This is a genomic window from Pseudomonas sp. C9 (genome assembly GCF_002000165.1).
Taxonomy (GTDB): domain Bacteria; phylum Pseudomonadota; class Gammaproteobacteria; order Pseudomonadales; family Pseudomonadaceae; genus Aquipseudomonas.
This window is the reverse complement of the sequence record NZ_MPAK01000001.1, coordinates 1,008,408-1,024,810: the sequence shown is the minus strand read 5'-3', so window position 1 is coordinate 1,024,810 and position 16,403 is coordinate 1,008,408. Positions and strand designations below refer to the sequence as shown.

Genomic DNA, 16,403 nt, shown 5'->3' with positions numbered 1-16,403 from the left:
TAAATAAGTCTGTCCCCATCCACTTTTCTAAAGCACTTCCAGAGAAGTTATGGAAGTACTGTGCCGATAGGTGGAACTTTACTTTGTTGGAGAGAAGAGATCTTTTTCTCCATTTCGTTTTTTGCTAACTCAAGCTCAGCTTTGCTCAATCTAGGGCGCCAAAGTAGATAAAGCTTAACAATATTTTCCCAGTAATCGATAGCTCCTGATCTTCTTGAGAGTGCGATCATGTCGTAGTTGAGTTCTACGGCTGAGCAATATGTTCTTCCTATTACACTAAATCCAACACACTCGTCGGCTACTCCAGTAGTGAAATATGCGGCAATAGCTTCCAGTCTATTTAATGCGGGAAGCCAGGAAGTTAGTGTGTAGCGTTTGTTGCTTCTTTCAATCTGATCTGCTGGTACTGAGGCTGTTGTGAAATCGCCGATCGCACCTTTATAAAGATTAAGGTTTTTTGCTTGTCTATCAATAAAGGACTGTTTGGAGATTTGGACATACTCGCAGAAATAACGTTCGCAAGCCTCAATTGCTTTCTCAGCGGATGATCGCTGGTTTTTTATTTTAATGTCGGCTTTTATTAGTGCGAGTTGTCGATAAGCCAAGCCAACCCCTACTAATAGGGACGTGCTTGCTAGGAAGTAAATAATTTCTATAATAGGTCTGATACTGCTAATGAATTCGGTCATCGGTTCACATTATTATTTATAGATTAGGAGGAGGTATGTGCTAGTTTCACAAAAATTTGTACAAAAACCCATCGGTGCATTATTGCTAATGACTATTATCTGCGTTTGTGGCGTGGTTACGCTAGTTTGGTTTTTTGTGCGGGATTGGAAATTTAGTCTGTAGTAATCGAAATGATAAGAATTTTTATCATTTGATGGTGCGAAATTGGTACAGAAGTAATTTTTTATCGCTAAAGACCTTTGATTCCGAGGTGATAGATCTCAGTACATCCAATCCATCATCGGAAAGTGGCCATAGCTTTCTGTTGATGACACCGCAAAAACGTCGGACATTTCCCTCAACCCGCGTCGCCATAACCCATCTTGCGCTTCCCAGAGCGCCCAGATAACCTTCTCCCCGTCGCTGCAAAATCAGCGACAAGGGTGTGGAAGCCCTTTACAAGATCTAGGCGCACAAGCGCCACCAAAATTTCAGCGGGCGCTTTTTTCGTGTCTGCTGTTAAATTATGGCGGCTGTGCGCGGGGCACTTTCGGGTGCGCCGGGTTCCTAGATCCCCCCGGTCTTCCACACCTGCGTACAGCTGCCACCCATCATGTGGAAGTGATGCTGGCAGTTCCTTAATTTAATTCTAGGAACAAAGCTTATGAAGAAGATCACTCCAAATCCCCCCGAAACCTCAATGGATTCGGATTCCCTAAAGCTTTTCGAAGCCACGGAGCGAGCCACCAGCAAACGCCTCCGCAACCCAACCCACGCCGACCCTGTCAGCCACGTCTTCACCATCCTCCCCAACATCGACACCGAATCTCTCCTGAGCCACGCCTGCGAAACGCTCGCGTCGCTAAACGTCTTGACCACTGATCTGGCCTGCAAGCTCGAAGGTTCAAACCGCAGCCTCGCCCTCTCAATCCAGCAACTAGCAGTAATCGGCGAGCTATTGATAAATCGAGCCCTGGACAATCTCGACCCGCCCGAAGGCGTGTCCGAAGTTCCATCCGCCAGCCAGGCCTAAGCGGTCACGCTCGTTTATTCAATGGAGGTTCAACCATGGCTAGATACATGCCCATCACCGGCATCGACTGCACCGTCCCGTCGCTGCTGATTGATACCGAAGCGCCCGTCGACGTGTTGCACGACACCGCCGCGTACCGCATCCGTGCCGTGACACAACTGCTGGAAACGCTGTCTCTCGGCGAGGGCATCGGTCGCGACGCATTGTTGCTGCAAGACTTCGCACGGGTGCTGGCGATTCCGTTGCGTGATGGCTGTGATTTTATGGATGTAGTGGGGCGGCGATTACAGGCGCAGGTTTAGGTTTCGCGGTTCTATGTCCAGTCCTGAAATAGGGTTACACCTATTTCAGGACTGGACACTAGACGAGTGCGCAGCTCAAAAAAACCAGCTGCGATCACTTTCCAGTTCCTGGCGACATTGCTTGAGTTGCGAGCTGTAGTTCTGTGATTGTTGTTCTACTTTGCGCGCTACCTGCATTAGCCAGGGCTTGCTGAGATAGGTGCCGTTGCGATATCCCCCGCGTCCTTCGTGGTACGCCAGATACTGATTATAGGTATCCCATTTGGAGATCCCGAGTTGGCGCTGAGTGCCGGTGGTGTACCAGCCGATGAACATGATTGCGTCATCAAAGTTGTCGCGCGAACCGCCATTGCCGGTGCCGTCTTTGTACTCGCCCCACACGGGGTCTTGCGCTTGCGCATAGCCGTAGGCGGAGCTGACTCGACCCCAAGGGATGACCCACAGCAGGTAGTCGCGAGGGGGGAGCGCATCGGCAACAAAACTGCTTTCCTGCTTCATGATTGCCATCGCCACATGTTGAGGCGTGCCCCACTTTTCCTGCATCTCCAGCGAGTCTTCGTACCAGTCAGGGTATTCACGATAAATATTGCAGAGGTTGTTTTGGTCCTTGGGTGGCGACGTTGTGCAGCCCGTCAAGATCAGCAGCATCAATACAGGTATCCATGTTCGCCATTGCTTCATTCATCGTGTCTCGGAAAAGAGTAAGGGTGACGTCAGCCCAAATAAGTCGCACGTGGCCCGCATGGGCCAAAGCACCGACGGCAACGTGTGATGTCATCTGGCTGGACGAGGTCACCCGTTGGCGAGGCTGCTTTGTAACGTTCTGCTACCGTTGAACGACCCTTTTTCACCTCCCGGGCCGCCGAAGCTGAACCAATGCTGTCGGCGCGCAAAGTTTCATGATGCCCGGCGAAATGGCAGTCTAGGATGACCACTTAAGGTCGTATCACCGCGCTTGCATCCCATCCCATAGAGGGAACTGAAAATGATCTCGAAACTGTTCAAAGTCGTGCTGATCGGTGGTGCGTTGCTGTTGAGCGCCTGTTCGGGTGTGAGCACCCAGAGCAATTATTCGGAAGAATCCGTGCCCTCTGCCGGCTTTGGCCCGGGCCCCACCAACAATCCCGGTAAGTTGAATTTCCATGGCAGTGCGCTCGGCAACAGCTTTGGCGAGTACAGTTCGGGGTTGTTGCACGATGATTGATTAACGGCGGAAGTGTTTCCGCCGTTTTGCGTTTTACTTGAGGGCTGGCGACTGCTGCGCAGTCGGACGCAGGCTTCGCCAGCTGCTACAGGGGGGGGCGTGGCAGGTTGTGGGTTATTTAGTTTCCGGTGTGGCTATCCACTGGCTTAGGACTTTCTGATAGTTGCCCGTCACCTTGGCCAGGTGCAGCCACTGATCAACATACAACTTCCAGGTGATGTCGTCGCGCGGCAGCAGGTAGGCCTTTTCCCCATACTGCATAAACCGGCTCGGGTTAACCGCGCACAAACCGGGTTTGAGTTTCTGCTGGTAAAGCGCTTCCGACGCATCGGTAATCATCACGTCCGCCTTCTTGTCCAGTAGCTCCTGGAAGATGCTCACGTTGTCGTGAAGGCTCAATTGCGCCTTGGGCAAGAAGGCGTGAACAAAGGCTTCGTTAGTGCCACCGGCCGGTTCAACCAGACGAACTGAAGGCTGGTTGATTTGCTCTACGGTCTGGTACAGCGACTGATCTTCGCAGCGCACCAGCGGGATCTTGCCGTCGACGTCCAGTGTGGTGCTGAAGAAGGCTTTTTTCTGACGCTCCAGGGTGACCGAGATCCCGCCCATGCCGATGTCGCATTTGCCCGCCAGCAAGTCGGGCATCAGGGTTTTCCAAGTGGTCTGCACCCATTCAACCTTGACGCCCAGGCTGTCCGCCAGTGAACGAGCCATGGCAATGTCGATGCCTGAGTATTCGCCGGTCTCGGCTTTGTAGGTGTAGGGTTTGTAGTCGCCTGTCGTACAAACCCGTAGTTGGCCTTGTTGAATGACGCTGTCCAGGTGCGAAGGTTCTGCCTGAACGCCAAACGATAGAGCGAGTAAGCCCCCGAGCATGATTGTGCTGCTTATGTGTTTCATTGTTGTCCGGCTTCCATGATGGATTTGGGACTCAGAGTAGAACTTGATTTGCTAAAGATTGCTCGTCTCTACTTCAGGGCTCAACGTCCCCAGCCACGCTACCAATCCCAAAATCAACACGGCGGCTGCCAATTCCAGGATCACGCTGCGCCGCAACGCCTTTGCCGCGACTCGATACTGCCCGTCCCGCAACGACTGCTCCAAAAAAGGCCCCAAGTGAAACCGGTTCAAGGCAGCAAGCACCAGCATCCCGGCAAACAGTGCCACTTTGATAAACAGCAAAATCCCGTAAGTACTGAGTAAAACGTCATCCAGTTTGGGGCCGACGATGAACAGGTAATTCACGACTCCCGTCACCGAAATGACGACGACGATCACCGCACCCACCGTTTCAAATCGTGCAACCGCACGAGCCAGCAGCCTGACGGGCTCTTGCGATTGCAGCGCATTAATCTTCGCCATCATCGCAAACACCACGAGCGCGCCAAGCCAGGCACCTGCCGCCAACAAATGAAGGATGTCGCTGGTGAAATGCCAAATGCGCCGGCTGCCTTCGTCCATCGCTCCGTGTCCGCTCCAGGCCAGGGAAGCGAGGGCGATGCCGCCGGCAATAGAGGCGATCAGCAAGCTCAAGTCGGGTGCGCGAGTGTTGAGCGCCATGGCTAGACCGCAGGCAGCCAGCGCAACGATTCGCGCCACCCAGGCCAACCCGACGTCCGTCTCCAGCACCATCATCTCGATGTGCGGGCGCAATTGGGTAAAGTCCGTTTCACCGCTCATGGCGCTCGCCATCACCACCATGCTCGCGACAGACAGCAACACACCCAGCATCGCCGTCCCCGCAAGCATCGACCGAAACGGCAACACCACCCCGGACAAACGTTCCCGTCCGTTCAGGCTGTACAACCCGAATGCCGCTATGCCAAACAACAACATCAAGTCCAGATACAACACAAACCGCAGGGCAACGCTGAACGACTCGCTCATCAATCACTTCACTTTGAACGAAACGTTGCCGGTTATCGGATGCGTGTCCGAAGACACCGCGCGCCATTCGACTTTGTAGCTGCCCGTGGGCAGTGGCGAGAGCGGGGTGATGAGCATGGTTTTCGGGTCGCTGCCAGCGGCGACTTTGGCTTTCATCGGCATCGGTGAGTGGGCCATGCCGGGCATTTCGGTCATGACCAGTTTTGCGCCGGAGAATTGGGTCATGAGGTTTTCGGAGAAATGCAGTTCGATGGTGTTCGGCGACGTACCGTCGGCACCTTCAGCGGGGGTGGAGGAGAGCAATTTCGGGTGCGCTTGAGCGAGTGTGCTCATCAGCAGTCCGAGGGTGATAGCGGTGATTTTGATGGTGCGCATGCAAGGCCTCTTTAAGCGGTTGTTTTTTTGATTTTGATTTTTATTTGATGCATTCAGAACCACAGTCGAACGCCGAGGACGAGGCGCGTTTCACTGCGATCTTCGTCTTCATCAGCGGCGTAATCGGCGGTTTTGCCGTACGTGCGGTTCCAGGTCACACCGATGTATGGCGCGAACTCTCGGCGGATTTCGTAACGCAGGCGCAGGCCGGCTTCGGTGTTGGACAGGCCTGAACCGATGCCGCGTTGTGGGTCGTTTTTGCCATAGGCATTCAGTTCGGCTGTCGGCTGCAAGATGAGCCGGTTGGTCAGCAGGATGTCGTAGTCGCCTTCCAGCCTCGCGCCGGTTTGACCTGCTTCGCCAATGAACGCAGTGGCCTCGGCTTCGAAGTTGTACAACGCCATGCCTTGTACACCGAATGCCGCCCAGGTTTGCGGGGCACCGGGTTTGTAGTCCTGGCGAACGCCGCTCACCACGTCCCACCAGGGGGAAATAGCGTGGCCCCATAGGGCCTGAATTTCGGCGTCTTCGGTCTTGCCGTTGCTGCGCTCGCCTTCGGAGCGCAACCACAGGCGATCGATGTCGCCGCCGACCCAGCCGGAGAGATCCCACGCGAGCGTGCTGGCGTCGTCGGCGTCCTGCCATTCGAGTTTGTCGGCGAGGAAGTAATAGTTGAGCGCGCTGTCATGCACATTGTGGCCGCCGGGGCTGACGAACACGGCGGCGCGGTCGGCGTCGGTCAGCACCGGGATCGGCGTGCGACTTTCGGTCGGCGCGGCGGGCTGCATCTGGAAGTCGTCCATGCTTTGCATCTGGCTGGGGTCCATGCCGGTCATTTGGCTGTGGTCCATGCCCTGCATGTCGGGGGTGGCGGCCATGGCCGATGAGAGCGGCAGGCCCACAGTCATGAGTGCGAAAGAAATCGGGATAAGTCTGGTCATGAGCGCCTCATTCTTCCACGCGAACTTCACGGAACATGCCCATTTCCATGTGGTACAGGAGATGACAGTGATAGGCCCAACGACCAAGCGCATCGGCGGTCACCCGGTAGCTGCGCCTGGAACCCGGTGGCATGTCGATCGTGTGTTTGCGCACCATGAACTGGCCGTTCTCGTCTTCCAGATCACTCCACATGCCGTGCAGGTGGATGGGGTGGGTCATCATCGTGTCGTTGACCAGCACCACCCGAACCCGCTCGCCGTACTTGAGGCGCAGCGGTTCGGCATCGGAAAATTTCACGCCGTTGAACGACCAGGCGAACTTCTCCATGTGGCCGGTGAGGTGCAGCTCAAGGGTGCGACCGGGCTCGCGGCCATCCGGGTCTTCGAAAGTGCTGCGCAGGTCGGAATAGGTGAGGACTCGTCGCCCGTTGTTGCGCAGGCCCAATCCCGGGTCGTCGAGTTTTGGCGACGTGGTCATGGCTTGCATGTCCACCAGCGGGTTGTCTTTTTCCGTGTCTGGATGAGATTGCATGCCCGGCATCGCCATGCTGCTGTGATCCATGCCCGCCATATCCCCCATGCTGCCGTGGTCCATCCCGCCCATGCCCATGTCATCCATGGTCACCAGCGGGCGAGGGTCCAGCGCAGGGATTGGCGCGGATAACCCGGCCTTCGCGGTCAGCGTGCCGCGCGCATAACCGCTGCGATCCATTGACTGGGCGAAGAGGGTGTAGGCCTCTTGTGTCGGCTCGATGATCACATCGAACGTCTCCGCCACCGCGATACGAAACTCGTCGACGCTCACCGGTTTGACGTGCAATCCATCCGCTGCCACCACGGTCATTTTCAGGCCGGGAATGCGCACGTCGAAGTAGGTCATGGCGGAACCGTTGATGAAGCGCAGGCGCAGTTTTTCACCTGGCCGGAACACACCGGTCCAGTTCATGTCCGGCGCCTGGCCGTTCATCAAATAGGTATAAGTGGCGCCGCTGACGTCGGCCAGGTCGGTGGGGTTCATCTTCATCTCGGCCCACATCTTTCGATCCGCGACCGTCGCGCCCCAACCTTTCTCGCCGACGTCGTGGATGAAATCCCCCGCGGTGGGTTTGTTGTAGTTGTAGTAGTCGGACTGTTTTTTCAGTTTCTTCATCAGACCGGCCGCGTCTTCGTCGGTCCAGTCGGTCAGCATCACCACGTAATCGCGGTCGTACTGGAAGGGTTCCGGCTCTTTGGCGTCGATCACCAACGGGCCGTAGACGCCGGACTGTTCTTGAAGGCCAGAATGGCTGTGGTACCAGTAAGTACCGTTTTGCCGAACCTTGAATTGGTAGACGTACATTCCGCCGGGTTCGATGCCGTGGAAGCTCAACCCCGGCACGCCGTCCATGTTGGCCGGCAGCAAAATGCCGTGCCAGTGAATGGAGGTGTCGTCCTTGAGTGCGTTGCGCACCCGCAAGGTGACGGTGTCGCCTTCACGCCAGCGCAGCAACGGGCCGGGAATGCCGCCGTTGATGGTCATGGCGGTGCGCGGGTTGCCGGTGATGTTGACTGAAGTTTCGCCGATCAACAGGTCGAAATCGGTACCCGCCAGGACCTGCGTTTCGCCGGGGCTGGTGACCGCCCAGACAGGCGTGCGCCATAAACCGAGGCCGCCGAGCAACCCGCCGGCGGCCAGGCCCTTCACGAAGGTGCGTCTTGAAGTAGTGGAATGCATGCCGTTGTTCCCGGTCCGTCAACGTGTAGTTGACGCCGAGACTAACGAGCGCAGCCTTTCAGAAAACTGAGGCGGGGATTACAGATTTGACAGGTTCGCGGGATATTGCTGGCGAAGGCCATCGATTATCGAGTGGGGCAATGAGGCGTATGCCCGTGGTTCTGGAGCAAAGTCTCACGACTGCTGAGCGTTTTTGAGATGAACCACGCATCTCCCCCACCGGCTTTAAGTGACACGGAGTAGTTCACGGCGTTCTAGGGCGATACATCATGATGTCAGCTCACTCCGGTCGAGGTGATGAATAGGTGTTAATTCGACATCTGCGCGATCAATTCATTTGCCGCTATCACGGCGACGCTCAACTGGCCTGTAGACATTGCTAGATAAAATGCTCCGCCTAAAGCGATAGCTTTACTCGCGATAGTAATGGCGTCTTTAATGTCTTCTATGGTCTGGGCGGCTTTTTTCATGCCTTTGGTGCATTTTTGTAGAGTTTCTATATCTTCGCGCGTAGCGCTCAACGCTAATAACGCGGATTGGGCGTTCAGGTCGCTGGAGAGGTTAAATAAAGTCCACTGTTTGTCCTCCAGATCTTTACGCTCATCGTCGGACAGAGTCTTCCAGTTGTCAAATCTGTAGTTTCCCAAGCCCGTAGATAGATCATGATATGCCCGGCTCAAAGCGAGAATATTTTCTGAAGATATATTGATGCTCATTGTGAAGACCTCTATTTTTCAGTATAGGCTGCCTTAACCTGATTAATGGCTGGTTTGACATCGCTAATAAAGGATCTGACCGATGCATAAACCTCATCGCCGGTAATATGTTCTGCATCTTTTTTTAATTTTGCATGTGTTGAGCCGATTTTTCTGATGCTGTCTGCCAAAGCAGTGGCGGCAGATTGTTTTTTCTCCAGATTCTCTCTCTCCTGCCATTTGCTTGTCGCAAAGGCGTCCCACGCTAAGGGGTGAGCATCACGCTCAACTATTTCTACTTTACGATAGCTGTCACTCCAAGCATCAATTTCTAGAGAAATTGCAAAGGAGTTATTTTGCTCAATGACTGATGCCAATGTGTCGGAAACCGAAACCACTGCATCGTTACTTTCTGATATGTATTTTACAATTTGCTTCTGTCGATAGGCGTTAGTCGTCGCTGATGCAATTTTTGCTGAAAGAGTTTTGATTGCGTCAACTTTTTCCGGAGAGGTGCCCTTGATTTTTTTTAGTTCGGATGCGACTTCGTTAAGATTGTCGTCATAGCTAACGAGCTCGTCAGAGGCAAGAGCGCCGAGCGAATCGCTATAAGCGGCCAATACTTCTGCGATCTCGGAGATTGCGTTTGAAGTAGCTCTTTCGCTTTGGCATTTGCTGGCATGGCTATAAGGTTTGTAATTGTTGGCCCTCATGCAGGAATCAAAGTAGTCTTGTGCAATTGGCCTGGTGCTTTCTACAGTTAATTTTGAATAGGAGGCGTAGTTTTTGACCGAGTCCAATGATACGCAGCCAGAAGTTAGCGATATGAGGGCAGGTAGTATTAACAAGCCTGTTTTCATAAGCGTGCCTCCAAGTTGTATGCGCGCATAACGGCCCGTGACTTTAGGTTAAGTAAAGACCGGGTTGTTGACTGTGATCACCTTCTGTGACTTCTGTTCGTGATGGAAGCGTAGAACAAAAACGGCTTAAATGTGCTATCCGTCCTCATACGCTAGTACCGTTCGGTGTTTTCTTCCACGGAGTAGCCACAAATGTTTGTTTCTGCGTGAAGCACAGAATTAATTCTTGTGGGACCGATATCACTTTGTGTGATATCGGGGGGAGGGCGGTGATGAAAGGCTGCCCTTTGTTGTCAGCCTTTATTTGGCTTGGATGCCGAAGCAACCGTGCCGCTACCGCAATTGATATAAGAAGACGACTTCAACCAGCGCTGATCCGGATAGTAGGAGAACAACAGTTGTCCATCCTTCATCGAATCAATCAGCCGATGCGCAATCGCCGGGCGAACGGCCGGGCAACCGAGGCTTCTGCCAATCCGGCCATTCACACGGGCCAGCATCGGGCTGACATAGGGGGCGCCATGAATCACGATCGCCCGGTCGAACGCGTTGTCGTTGAAACCCGGCTCCAGGCCTTCCATGCGCAGCGAGTAGCCATTTTGGCCGACATAACTTGACTGTGTACGGTACAAGCCGAGACTGGTGGCGAAGCTTTCGTTTTGATTGGAGAAGTTAACGGCCATGTTCTCGCCGCTGTTTCGACCGTGTGCTACCAGTTCATGGAACAGCAGTTTGCGTTTTTTCAGGTCAAAGACCCACAAACGTTGTTCAGTCGAAGGCAAGGAATAGTCGATAATGGCGAGCCTTTGGACGGGGGCTCTGCCTTGAGCGATGCTGCATTTTGAAGCGCGGACGGCCAGGTCAATGACCTTGGCGTCGGCGCTCGGCGCTGCTTTGACGAGGGCGGCGGCAAGCGAATCGGCGTAGGCTGACGGTACGGACATTGCAGTCAGTATCAGGGCCGCGAATGGAAGGCCAATACGTAGTAGCGCCATATAGATGTCTCATCATGTTAAGTTCGAGTCTAGCAGTGCATGGGAAGCTAGCGATTGAATGCGGGAGATTAAGGATTATCTATGGTGCAATTAACAAGGTTATTCGTCATAAGCCGCATACTTTTTATGGGCTTTCTGATAAGTGGTGCAGCGATTGCTGAAACTTCGCCGATTGAGTCGGCAATTGCGCCGAGCACCGTTATGGACGCCGCAGCGGACGACATCGTCGCTCAAACGATTCAGGCCTCGCTCGCCCCTCTGAAAACCGCCTTCCCGCCCTTGCTCACCTCAAAGCGCCATCGGCGGGTGGATGTCAGTCGTCTGGTGATGGATTTTTACACCCATCGCGCCTATCGCGCGGCGTGGACGAATGACAGCGATGTCGCGCAGTTGATCAAAAGCCTGAACGACACGCAGGCCGACGGCTTGAACCCGGCGGATTTCCATATCGATGAAATTGTCCGTACGCAGCCCTCAGTACAAACCTTGACGGTCACACCTGAGCAGCGGGCCGCGTTTGATATCGCCACCACCCACACCTTTATTACTGCGCTGCTGCAATTGCGGCGCGGCAAAGTCGATCCGTCGCGGCTCGATAATCACTGGAATTTTGACGGCAATGGCGTCGATCCCCGTGAGGACGTCAATGCCTTCTTCGTCGCACTCGACCATCACGACGTGGCGAGCGCTTTTGCTCAGGCGCCACCGCAAGCAGCGGTATACGTTGGTTTGCGCCAGGCGCTTGCGCAATTGCGCGGGATTCGGGACAGGGGCGGCTGGCCGAAAGTGGTTGTAGACCATTCGCTCAAACCCGGCATGGACGAACCTGCTGTCGCCCAACTGCGCGCGAGGATGGTCGCGGCAGGCTTTCTCGATCCGCGATTGATCCGCGGCACGAAGTACGACGGCGCCGTTACTGCTGCGGTGCAGAAGTATCAGACCGAGCAATACCTGGGGGCGGATGGCGTGGCGGGGGCGACGACGCTGGCGGCGCTGAATGTGCCCGTTGATGCGCGTATCGACCAGGTGCGGGTGAACCTGGAACGGGCGCGCTGGCTGCTTTATAAACTTCAGGGCACGTTCGTTATTGTCGATATCGCCGGCTACAAGGTGGCGATGTACCGCGATGGCAAGCCGATCTGGCGTTCCCGGGTACAGGTCGGTAAAGCGGCGCGCAATACACCGATTTTCCAGGCGCAGATCACCTACATCACGTTTAATCCGACCTGGACCGTGCCGCCTACGATCCTCAAGGAAGACGTGCTGCCAAAAATTCAGGCCAATCCCGGTTACCTGGCCGCCAACCGGATGCGAGTACTTGATCGCGAGGGTAATGTGCTCGACCCATCTTCCGTCGACTGGAGCAACGCACGCGGGCTCACCCTGCGTCAGGACTCCGGGCCCGACAGCTCGTTGGGGCAGGTGGTGATCCGCTTCCCCAACGACTATGCGATTTACCTGCACGACACACCGCATCGCGAACTGTTTGCCAAAACGGTCCGGGCAACCAGTTCGGGCTGCATCCGCGTAGAGAACCCGCTGCAATTGGTGGAGCTGTTGTTCAACGATCCGGTTAAATGGAACAGCGCCGGCATTCAAAAACAACTGGCCAATGGCAAGACCGAGAACATCATGCTTCCTGTGAAAGTGCCGGTGTTGTTGGCGTACTGGACGGTGGATCTGGAGAGTGACGGGCGGGTGGCGTTCAAGCCGGATGTGTATGGCTACGATGCGCCGGTGTTGCAGGCGCTGAACCGGCCTTCGCCAGTACCGGCGCTGGATTTGCACGCGGCGACGGGGTCTGTGGTCGCGGTGAGGCCGGATCTGTAACCGCAAAGGGCAGGCTCAATGAACCGAGTCTGCCCGCTATAAATCCCTCGGGTTCAGAGCTCCAGCCCTTCCTGCACCACCGAGAGCAAGGTGTGCTCTGTCAGCGCTACCGCATCCTCCTGTTGACCGGATTGCTCAATCGTTTGCAGCCACCAATGCGTCTCGCCGTGCTCATCCACAGTGCGCAATAGTGCGAGCTCCTTGTCTTTGGAATGGATCTCTACCCGACCCGCGCCATCCGCGGTGAATCGTGCGACCGGGTCGAAAGTCAGCGAGTAGCGGTTGCCCTCGATCACCAGTTGGTCGATGGAATAGTCGAACGTTTCCCCAGTCGGATCGCTCTCGAATATGTGAACAGGATTGCGCCGCAAAACCAGGCCAACCTCCGTCAGCGGCAGCAGCCAATGCTCGATCTGGTGATACAGGTCGTAAACCTGGCCCGGCCAACTATCGATGATCTGATCTGCGTTGGTAGACCCTGTGTGTTTCAACTTCGCGGCGAGTTCGTCTGCCTTACTCATTTCGATTCCCTGTCGTGATGTAAGAGTAATCGTAGCTGCTACAACGTCATCCAGGTCTTGCCTTGGGTCATGCCCGCGATACAAGCGTGACAATTCGTTTCCTGGTGAGCGCTCCGGTTTGCGCGACTGCCGACGCTCCACAGGACAATTGTTCCTCACTAAGGCGTAGACTAAGCTCACAAAAAATAAGGGTTTTTGGGTCTTCGCCCGCGCATGCCCTTACAGGACGAGTTTTTGCCTATCCCCATTCACGACCCGCATCACGCCCCCGGTGGCACGTTGAAACGGTTACCGCTGCTTAAAGCCGCGGTGCTGTTTATCGCGGCAGTGTGCCTGTGTCTTTGTGGTTTGCTGTACCTGCAACTACAGCAGTCGCAGCGCCACGACCTGGAAGTGGCGCAAGTGGCGTCGTCGAACCTGACCCGAGCCATGGCGCAGCAAGCTGAAGACACCTTCATGAAGGCCGATCTGGTGCTGACCAGTCTGGTGGACTGGATTCAGGTTGACGGCTATGGCCCTGCGCAACACTCGCGCTTGCAGAAAACCTTTGCCCGCAGGGTGCTGGCGCTGGACCAGTTGCACGGGATTTTCCTGTTCGACAAGCAGGGGCAGTGGGTGGTGACTTCGTTCGAGGACCTGCCTCGGGGCGCTGGAGTGGCCGATCGGGACTACTTCAAGTTTCACCAGCAGAATGTGTCCTCGGTTGCGCACATCGGGCCGGCCATCCGCAGTCGGGAGAATGGCGAGTGGATCCTTCCGGTTTCCAGGCGCATCAATGACAAAAACGGCAACTTCCAAGGGGTATTGCTGGCCGGGATCAAGATGGCGTACTTCGATCAGTTCTTCAAAAGCTTCAGCCTCGATGACCAGGGGTCGATGTTTTTGGCGCTGACCGATGGAACGCTGCTGGCGCGACGGCCGTTTGTGGAGTCGCAGATCAATACGTCATTGGCCCAGGGGGACATTTTCCGGAACCTGCTGCCCAACGCGCCCGCCGGCAACGCGATGATCAGTTCGATGGTGGATGGCATCGTTCGATTGCATGGTTATCGTCAGCTGGAGGGTTATCCACTGGTGGTTTCTGCGGCTTCTTCGCGGGACGCGGTTTTGCAGGGCTGGTACGACACGGCGTTTCAATCCAGCGTCATTGTGGCGTTGGTGATCCTTGGGGTGGGGCTGTTCGGCTGGGTGTTCATCCATCAAGTGCGCGATAGCGAGCGGATCGAGGCCGATTTGCGCAAAGCGCAAGAAGCCCTGGAGCTGATCGCCACCCATGACAGCCTGACCGGGCTGGCCAACCGTCGATTGTTCGAGCGAGCGCTGGACATCGAGTTCGCGCGCGGTGCCAGGCAGTTGAGTTCATTGAGCCTGGTCATGCTCGACATCGATTTCTTCAAACGTTACAACGACGCTTACGGCCATGTCGCCGGCGATCATTGCCTGGCCGAAGTGGCGCGAGCGCTGAAGAGTTGCTGTCATCGCAAAGCTGATCTGGCGGTGCGCTATGGCGGTGAAGAGTTCGCGGTGTTGTTACCCAATACCGATATCCACGGCGCGCTCGCGATTGCCGAACAAATCCGCCGCAGCGTCATGGACAAGAACATCACTCACAGCGGCTCACCCACCGGCTATGTGACGGTCAGTCTTGGCTGTTACGCGTTCATACCGTCAGGGCGCGACAGCATCGAAGTGTTCATCGAGCGTGCCGATGCAGCGCTGTATCAAGCCAAGCATTCGGGGCGCAATCGTTCTGCGGTGTTGTCCATGGAAGGGGGCGTGGAGGCGCTGATGCGCTCGGATCGTTGAGCCGTTCAGTGCTGTTGTTTGAGCCTTGCAACACCCGACAACCGGTCGTCCGCCTGTCAGTTCTTCCTGAATCGATCGTCTAGAGTTCCGTTAGCCCTGCCGAACCCGGCAGCGTTTCCCATAGCACGGACGATCGCCTAAATGTTGATTACTCAAGCATTGACAGCCGTTGCTCTAACCCTTGCGGCCGCCGCCGTTTTTCCACTGGCCAGCCAGGCTCAAACCAAAGTCACCCCTGAAGAAGCACATGCCATCGGCGTTGAGGCCTACCTGTATTTTTATCCGCTATTGACCATGGACATCACCCGCAAGCAGTTTACCAATATCGAACCCGGCAAGGAGTTTGGTAAAGGCCCGATGAACATGTTTGTGAGTGTGCCGCAGTATCCTCCCGCAAGTTTCAAAGGGGTGGTGCGGGCGAACTTCGATACGTTGTATTCCATCGCCTGGCTCGATTTGACCAAGGAGCCATTGGTGATTTCCGCGCCGGACACCGCGGGGCGTTTTTATCTGTTGCCGATGCTCGACATGTGGAGCGACGTCTTCGCGTCGCCCGGCTGGCGCACCACCGGCACACAGGCCAGTCAGTTTCTGGTGACACCACCGGGCTGGACGGGAACGGTACCTGCCGGATTGAGTCATTTGCCAGCGCCGACGCCTTTCGTCTGGATCATCGGCCGGACCAAGACCGACGGGGAAGCCGACTACGCGGCAGTGCACAGTATTCAGGCGGGCTATACCGTGACGCCGTTGTCGCAGCTGGGTAAAAAAGCTGAACCGGTCACCGTGAAAATCGACCCGGCGGTGGACATGAAAACGCCGCCGAAGATTCAGGTCGATACGCTGTCGGCGGCAAAATACTTTGCCTACGCCGCCGAATTGCTCAAAGTGCATCCGCCTCACCTCACCGATCAGCCGATCCTGGCGCAGATGCAACGCATCGGTATCGAGGTGGGTAAATCGTTCAACATCGAGACACTGGACCCGGCCGTGAAAGCCGCATTGCAGACCGTGCCTGAAGAAGCGCAAACACTGATGAAGTGGAAGGTTGAAACGCTTGCTCGGGTGGTCAACGGCTGGTCGATGAACACCGACACCATGGGGGTCTACGGCAATTACTACCTTAAACGCGCGATCGTGGCGCAGGTCGGGTTGGGGGCGAACTTACCCGAGGATGCGATTTATCCGCTGAACATGGGGGACGACAAGGGCAAGCCGCTCGATGGGGCCAACAAGTACGTCCTGCATTTTGATAAAGCTGAAGTACCGCCGGTGAACGCTTTCTGGTCGATCACGTTGTACGATCCGGAAGGATTCCAAGTGGGTAATACGCTAAACCGTTTTGCAGTCAGCAGCTGGATGCCGTTCAAGACTAACGCCGATGGTTCCCTGGACATCTATTTCCAGAACGAAAGCCCCGGCAAAGACCTTGAGGCCAACTGGCTTCCCGCCCCCAAAGGCCCGTTTAACCTGACCATGCGCCTGTACGGCCCAAAACCCGAGGCATTGAACGGCAAATGGAACCCGCCAGTCGTCAAACGACTGTGATGGACTTATAGCGAAAGCAGGCC

General features: G+C 55.5%; 17 protein-coding genes. 6 read left to right on the top strand and 11 right to left on the bottom strand.

The annotated features are described in order from the left end of the window. Positions 1-47 precede the first annotated feature (47 nt). The gene (locus BMS17_RS29625; protein ID WP_139348069.1) at positions 48-689 is read right to left on the bottom strand and encodes a hypothetical protein; all 642 of its coding nucleotides are present in this window, start codon (positions 687-689) and stop codon (positions 48-50) included. Between the two features lie 644 nt (positions 690-1,333). On the opposite strand from BMS17_RS29625, the gene BMS17_RS04905 reads away from it, so the two are divergent. Next, positions 1,334-1,702 carry a DUF6124 family protein gene (locus BMS17_RS04905; RefSeq protein ID WP_077430557.1) on the top strand — a complete coding sequence of 123 codons (369 nt, stop codon included), beginning with the start codon at positions 1,334-1,336 and terminating at the stop codon, positions 1,700-1,702. Between the two features lie 35 nt (positions 1,703-1,737). Next, positions 1,738-2,004, top strand: coding sequence for a hypothetical protein (locus tag BMS17_RS04900; RefSeq protein WP_077430556.1), 267 nt, complete (start codon positions 1,738-1,740; stop codon positions 2,002-2,004). Positions 2,005-2,079: 75 nt separating this feature from the next. Here BMS17_RS04900 and BMS17_RS04895 read toward each other — a convergent pair whose 3' ends face one another. After that, positions 2,080-2,685 carry a hypothetical protein gene (locus BMS17_RS04895; RefSeq protein ID WP_046026943.1) on the bottom strand — a complete coding sequence of 202 codons (606 nt, stop codon included), beginning with the start codon at positions 2,683-2,685 and terminating at the stop codon, positions 2,080-2,082. 304 nt (positions 2,686-2,989) lie between these two features. Between BMS17_RS04895 and BMS17_RS04890 the strand changes: the two genes are divergently transcribed. After that, complete coding sequence (locus BMS17_RS04890) at positions 2,990-3,208, top strand: hypothetical protein (protein ID WP_046026942.1); 219 nt, start codon at positions 2,990-2,992, stop codon at positions 3,206-3,208. Positions 3,209-3,322: 114 nt separating this feature from the next. On the opposite strand, the gene BMS17_RS04885 is transcribed toward BMS17_RS04890, so the two are convergent. From BMS17_RS04885 to BMS17_RS04850, 8 genes are all read right to left on the bottom strand, one after another. Continuing rightward, positions 3,323-4,108, bottom strand: a complete 786-nt coding sequence (locus tag BMS17_RS04885) for a transporter substrate-binding domain-containing protein (protein ID WP_046026941.1) — start codon at positions 4,106-4,108, stop codon at positions 3,323-3,325. A gap of 51 nt (positions 4,109-4,159) precedes the next feature. Further along, positions 4,160-5,095, bottom strand: coding sequence for a copper homeostasis membrane protein CopD (gene copD, locus BMS17_RS04880; protein WP_077430555.1), 936 nt, complete (start codon positions 5,093-5,095; stop codon positions 4,160-4,162). A 3-nt stretch (positions 5,096-5,098) separates the two neighbouring features. Beyond that, positions 5,099-5,470, bottom strand: a complete 372-nt coding sequence (copC, locus tag BMS17_RS04875; RefSeq protein ID WP_046026939.1) for a copper homeostasis periplasmic binding protein CopC — start codon at positions 5,468-5,470, stop codon at positions 5,099-5,101. A gap of 53 nt (positions 5,471-5,523) precedes the next feature. Further along, a complete protein-coding gene (locus tag BMS17_RS04870) occupies positions 5,524-6,411 on the bottom strand; it encodes a copper resistance protein B (protein WP_046026938.1) in 888 nt (295 codons plus the stop codon). 7 nt (positions 6,412-6,418) lie between these two features. Then, the gene (locus BMS17_RS04865; protein WP_046026937.1) at positions 6,419-8,125 is read right to left on the bottom strand and encodes a copper resistance system multicopper oxidase; all 1,707 of its coding nucleotides are present in this window, start codon (positions 8,123-8,125) and stop codon (positions 6,419-6,421) included. A gap of 308 nt (positions 8,126-8,433) precedes the next feature. Then, complete coding sequence (locus BMS17_RS04860) at positions 8,434-8,841, bottom strand: hypothetical protein (protein WP_046026936.1); 408 nt, start codon at positions 8,839-8,841, stop codon at positions 8,434-8,436. An 11-nt stretch (positions 8,842-8,852) separates the two neighbouring features. Then, positions 8,853-9,680 (bottom strand): hypothetical protein, encoded by an 828-nt coding sequence (locus BMS17_RS04855; RefSeq protein WP_046026935.1) that lies wholly within the window; start codon positions 9,678-9,680, stop codon positions 8,853-8,855. A 293-nt stretch (positions 9,681-9,973) separates the two neighbouring features. After that, the gene (locus BMS17_RS04850) at positions 9,974-10,675 is read right to left on the bottom strand and encodes a murein L,D-transpeptidase catalytic domain family protein (protein ID WP_046026934.1); all 702 of its coding nucleotides are present in this window, start codon (positions 10,673-10,675) and stop codon (positions 9,974-9,976) included. An 81-nt stretch (positions 10,676-10,756) separates the two neighbouring features. Between BMS17_RS04850 and BMS17_RS04845 the strand changes: the two genes are divergently transcribed. Beyond that, entirely contained in the window at positions 10,757-12,505 is a 1,749-nt protein-coding gene (locus BMS17_RS04845; RefSeq protein ID WP_077430554.1) for a murein L,D-transpeptidase, read from the top strand. A gap of 53 nt (positions 12,506-12,558) precedes the next feature. Here the strand turns inward: BMS17_RS04845 and BMS17_RS04840 are convergent, their stop codons facing one another. After that, positions 12,559-13,026 (bottom strand): hypothetical protein, encoded by a 468-nt coding sequence (locus BMS17_RS04840; protein ID WP_046026932.1) that lies wholly within the window; start codon positions 13,024-13,026, stop codon positions 12,559-12,561. A gap of 234 nt (positions 13,027-13,260) precedes the next feature. Here BMS17_RS04840 and BMS17_RS04835 point away from each other — a divergent pair, with 234 nt between their 5' ends. Both BMS17_RS04835 and BMS17_RS04830 read left to right on the top strand, forming a co-directional pair. Beyond that, complete coding sequence (locus tag BMS17_RS04835; protein ID WP_046026931.1) at positions 13,261-14,832, top strand: GGDEF domain-containing protein; 1,572 nt, start codon at positions 13,261-13,263, stop codon at positions 14,830-14,832. Between the two features lie 141 nt (positions 14,833-14,973). After that, entirely contained in the window at positions 14,974-16,380 is a 1,407-nt protein-coding gene (locus BMS17_RS04830; protein ID WP_046026930.1) for a DUF1254 domain-containing protein, read from the top strand. The last annotated feature ends 23 nt before the right edge of the window (positions 16,381-16,403 follow it).

What these genes read in the sequence shown, in the direction of transcription:
- BMS17_RS29625 (WP_139348069.1), bottom strand. Translation starts at nt 689, where the DNA reads ATGACCGAATTCATTAGCAGTATCAGACCTATTATAGAAATTATTTAC.
- BMS17_RS04905 (WP_077430557.1), top strand. Translation starts at nt 1,334, where the DNA reads ATGAAGAAGATCACTCCAAATCCCCCCGAAACCTCAATGGATTCGGAT.
- BMS17_RS04900 (WP_077430556.1), top strand. Translation starts at nt 1,738, where the DNA reads ATGGCTAGATACATGCCCATCACCGGCATCGACTGCACCGTCCCGTCG.
- BMS17_RS04895 (WP_046026943.1), bottom strand. Translation starts at nt 2,685, where the DNA reads ATGAAGCAATGGCGAACATGGATACCTGTATTGATGCTGCTGATCTTG.
- BMS17_RS04890 (WP_046026942.1), top strand. Translation starts at nt 2,990, where the DNA reads ATGATCTCGAAACTGTTCAAAGTCGTGCTGATCGGTGGTGCGTTGCTG.
- BMS17_RS04885 (WP_046026941.1), bottom strand. Translation starts at nt 4,108, where the DNA reads ATGAAACACATAAGCAGCACAATCATGCTCGGGGGCTTACTCGCTCTA.
- copD (WP_077430555.1), bottom strand. Translation starts at nt 5,095, where the DNA reads ATGAGCGAGTCGTTCAGCGTTGCCCTGCGGTTTGTGTTGTATCTGGAC.
- copC (WP_046026939.1), bottom strand. Translation starts at nt 5,470, where the DNA reads ATGCGCACCATCAAAATCACCGCTATCACCCTCGGACTGCTGATGAGC.
- BMS17_RS04870 (WP_046026938.1), bottom strand. Translation starts at nt 6,411, where the DNA reads ATGACCAGACTTATCCCGATTTCTTTCGCACTCATGACTGTGGGCCTG.
- BMS17_RS04865 (WP_046026937.1), bottom strand. Translation starts at nt 8,125, where the DNA reads ATGCATTCCACTACTTCAAGACGCACCTTCGTGAAGGGCCTGGCCGCC.
- BMS17_RS04860 (WP_046026936.1), bottom strand. Translation starts at nt 8,841, where the DNA reads ATGAGCATCAATATATCTTCAGAAAATATTCTCGCTTTGAGCCGGGCA.
- BMS17_RS04855 (WP_046026935.1), bottom strand. Translation starts at nt 9,680, where the DNA reads ATGAAAACAGGCTTGTTAATACTACCTGCCCTCATATCGCTAACTTCT.
- BMS17_RS04850 (WP_046026934.1), bottom strand. Translation starts at nt 10,675, where the DNA reads ATGGCGCTACTACGTATTGGCCTTCCATTCGCGGCCCTGATACTGACT.
- BMS17_RS04845 (WP_077430554.1), top strand. Translation starts at nt 10,757, where the DNA reads ATGGTGCAATTAACAAGGTTATTCGTCATAAGCCGCATACTTTTTATG.
- BMS17_RS04840 (WP_046026932.1), bottom strand. Translation starts at nt 13,026, where the DNA reads ATGAGTAAGGCAGACGAACTCGCCGCGAAGTTGAAACACACAGGGTCT.
- BMS17_RS04830 (WP_046026930.1), top strand. Translation starts at nt 14,974, where the DNA reads ATGTTGATTACTCAAGCATTGACAGCCGTTGCTCTAACCCTTGCGGCC.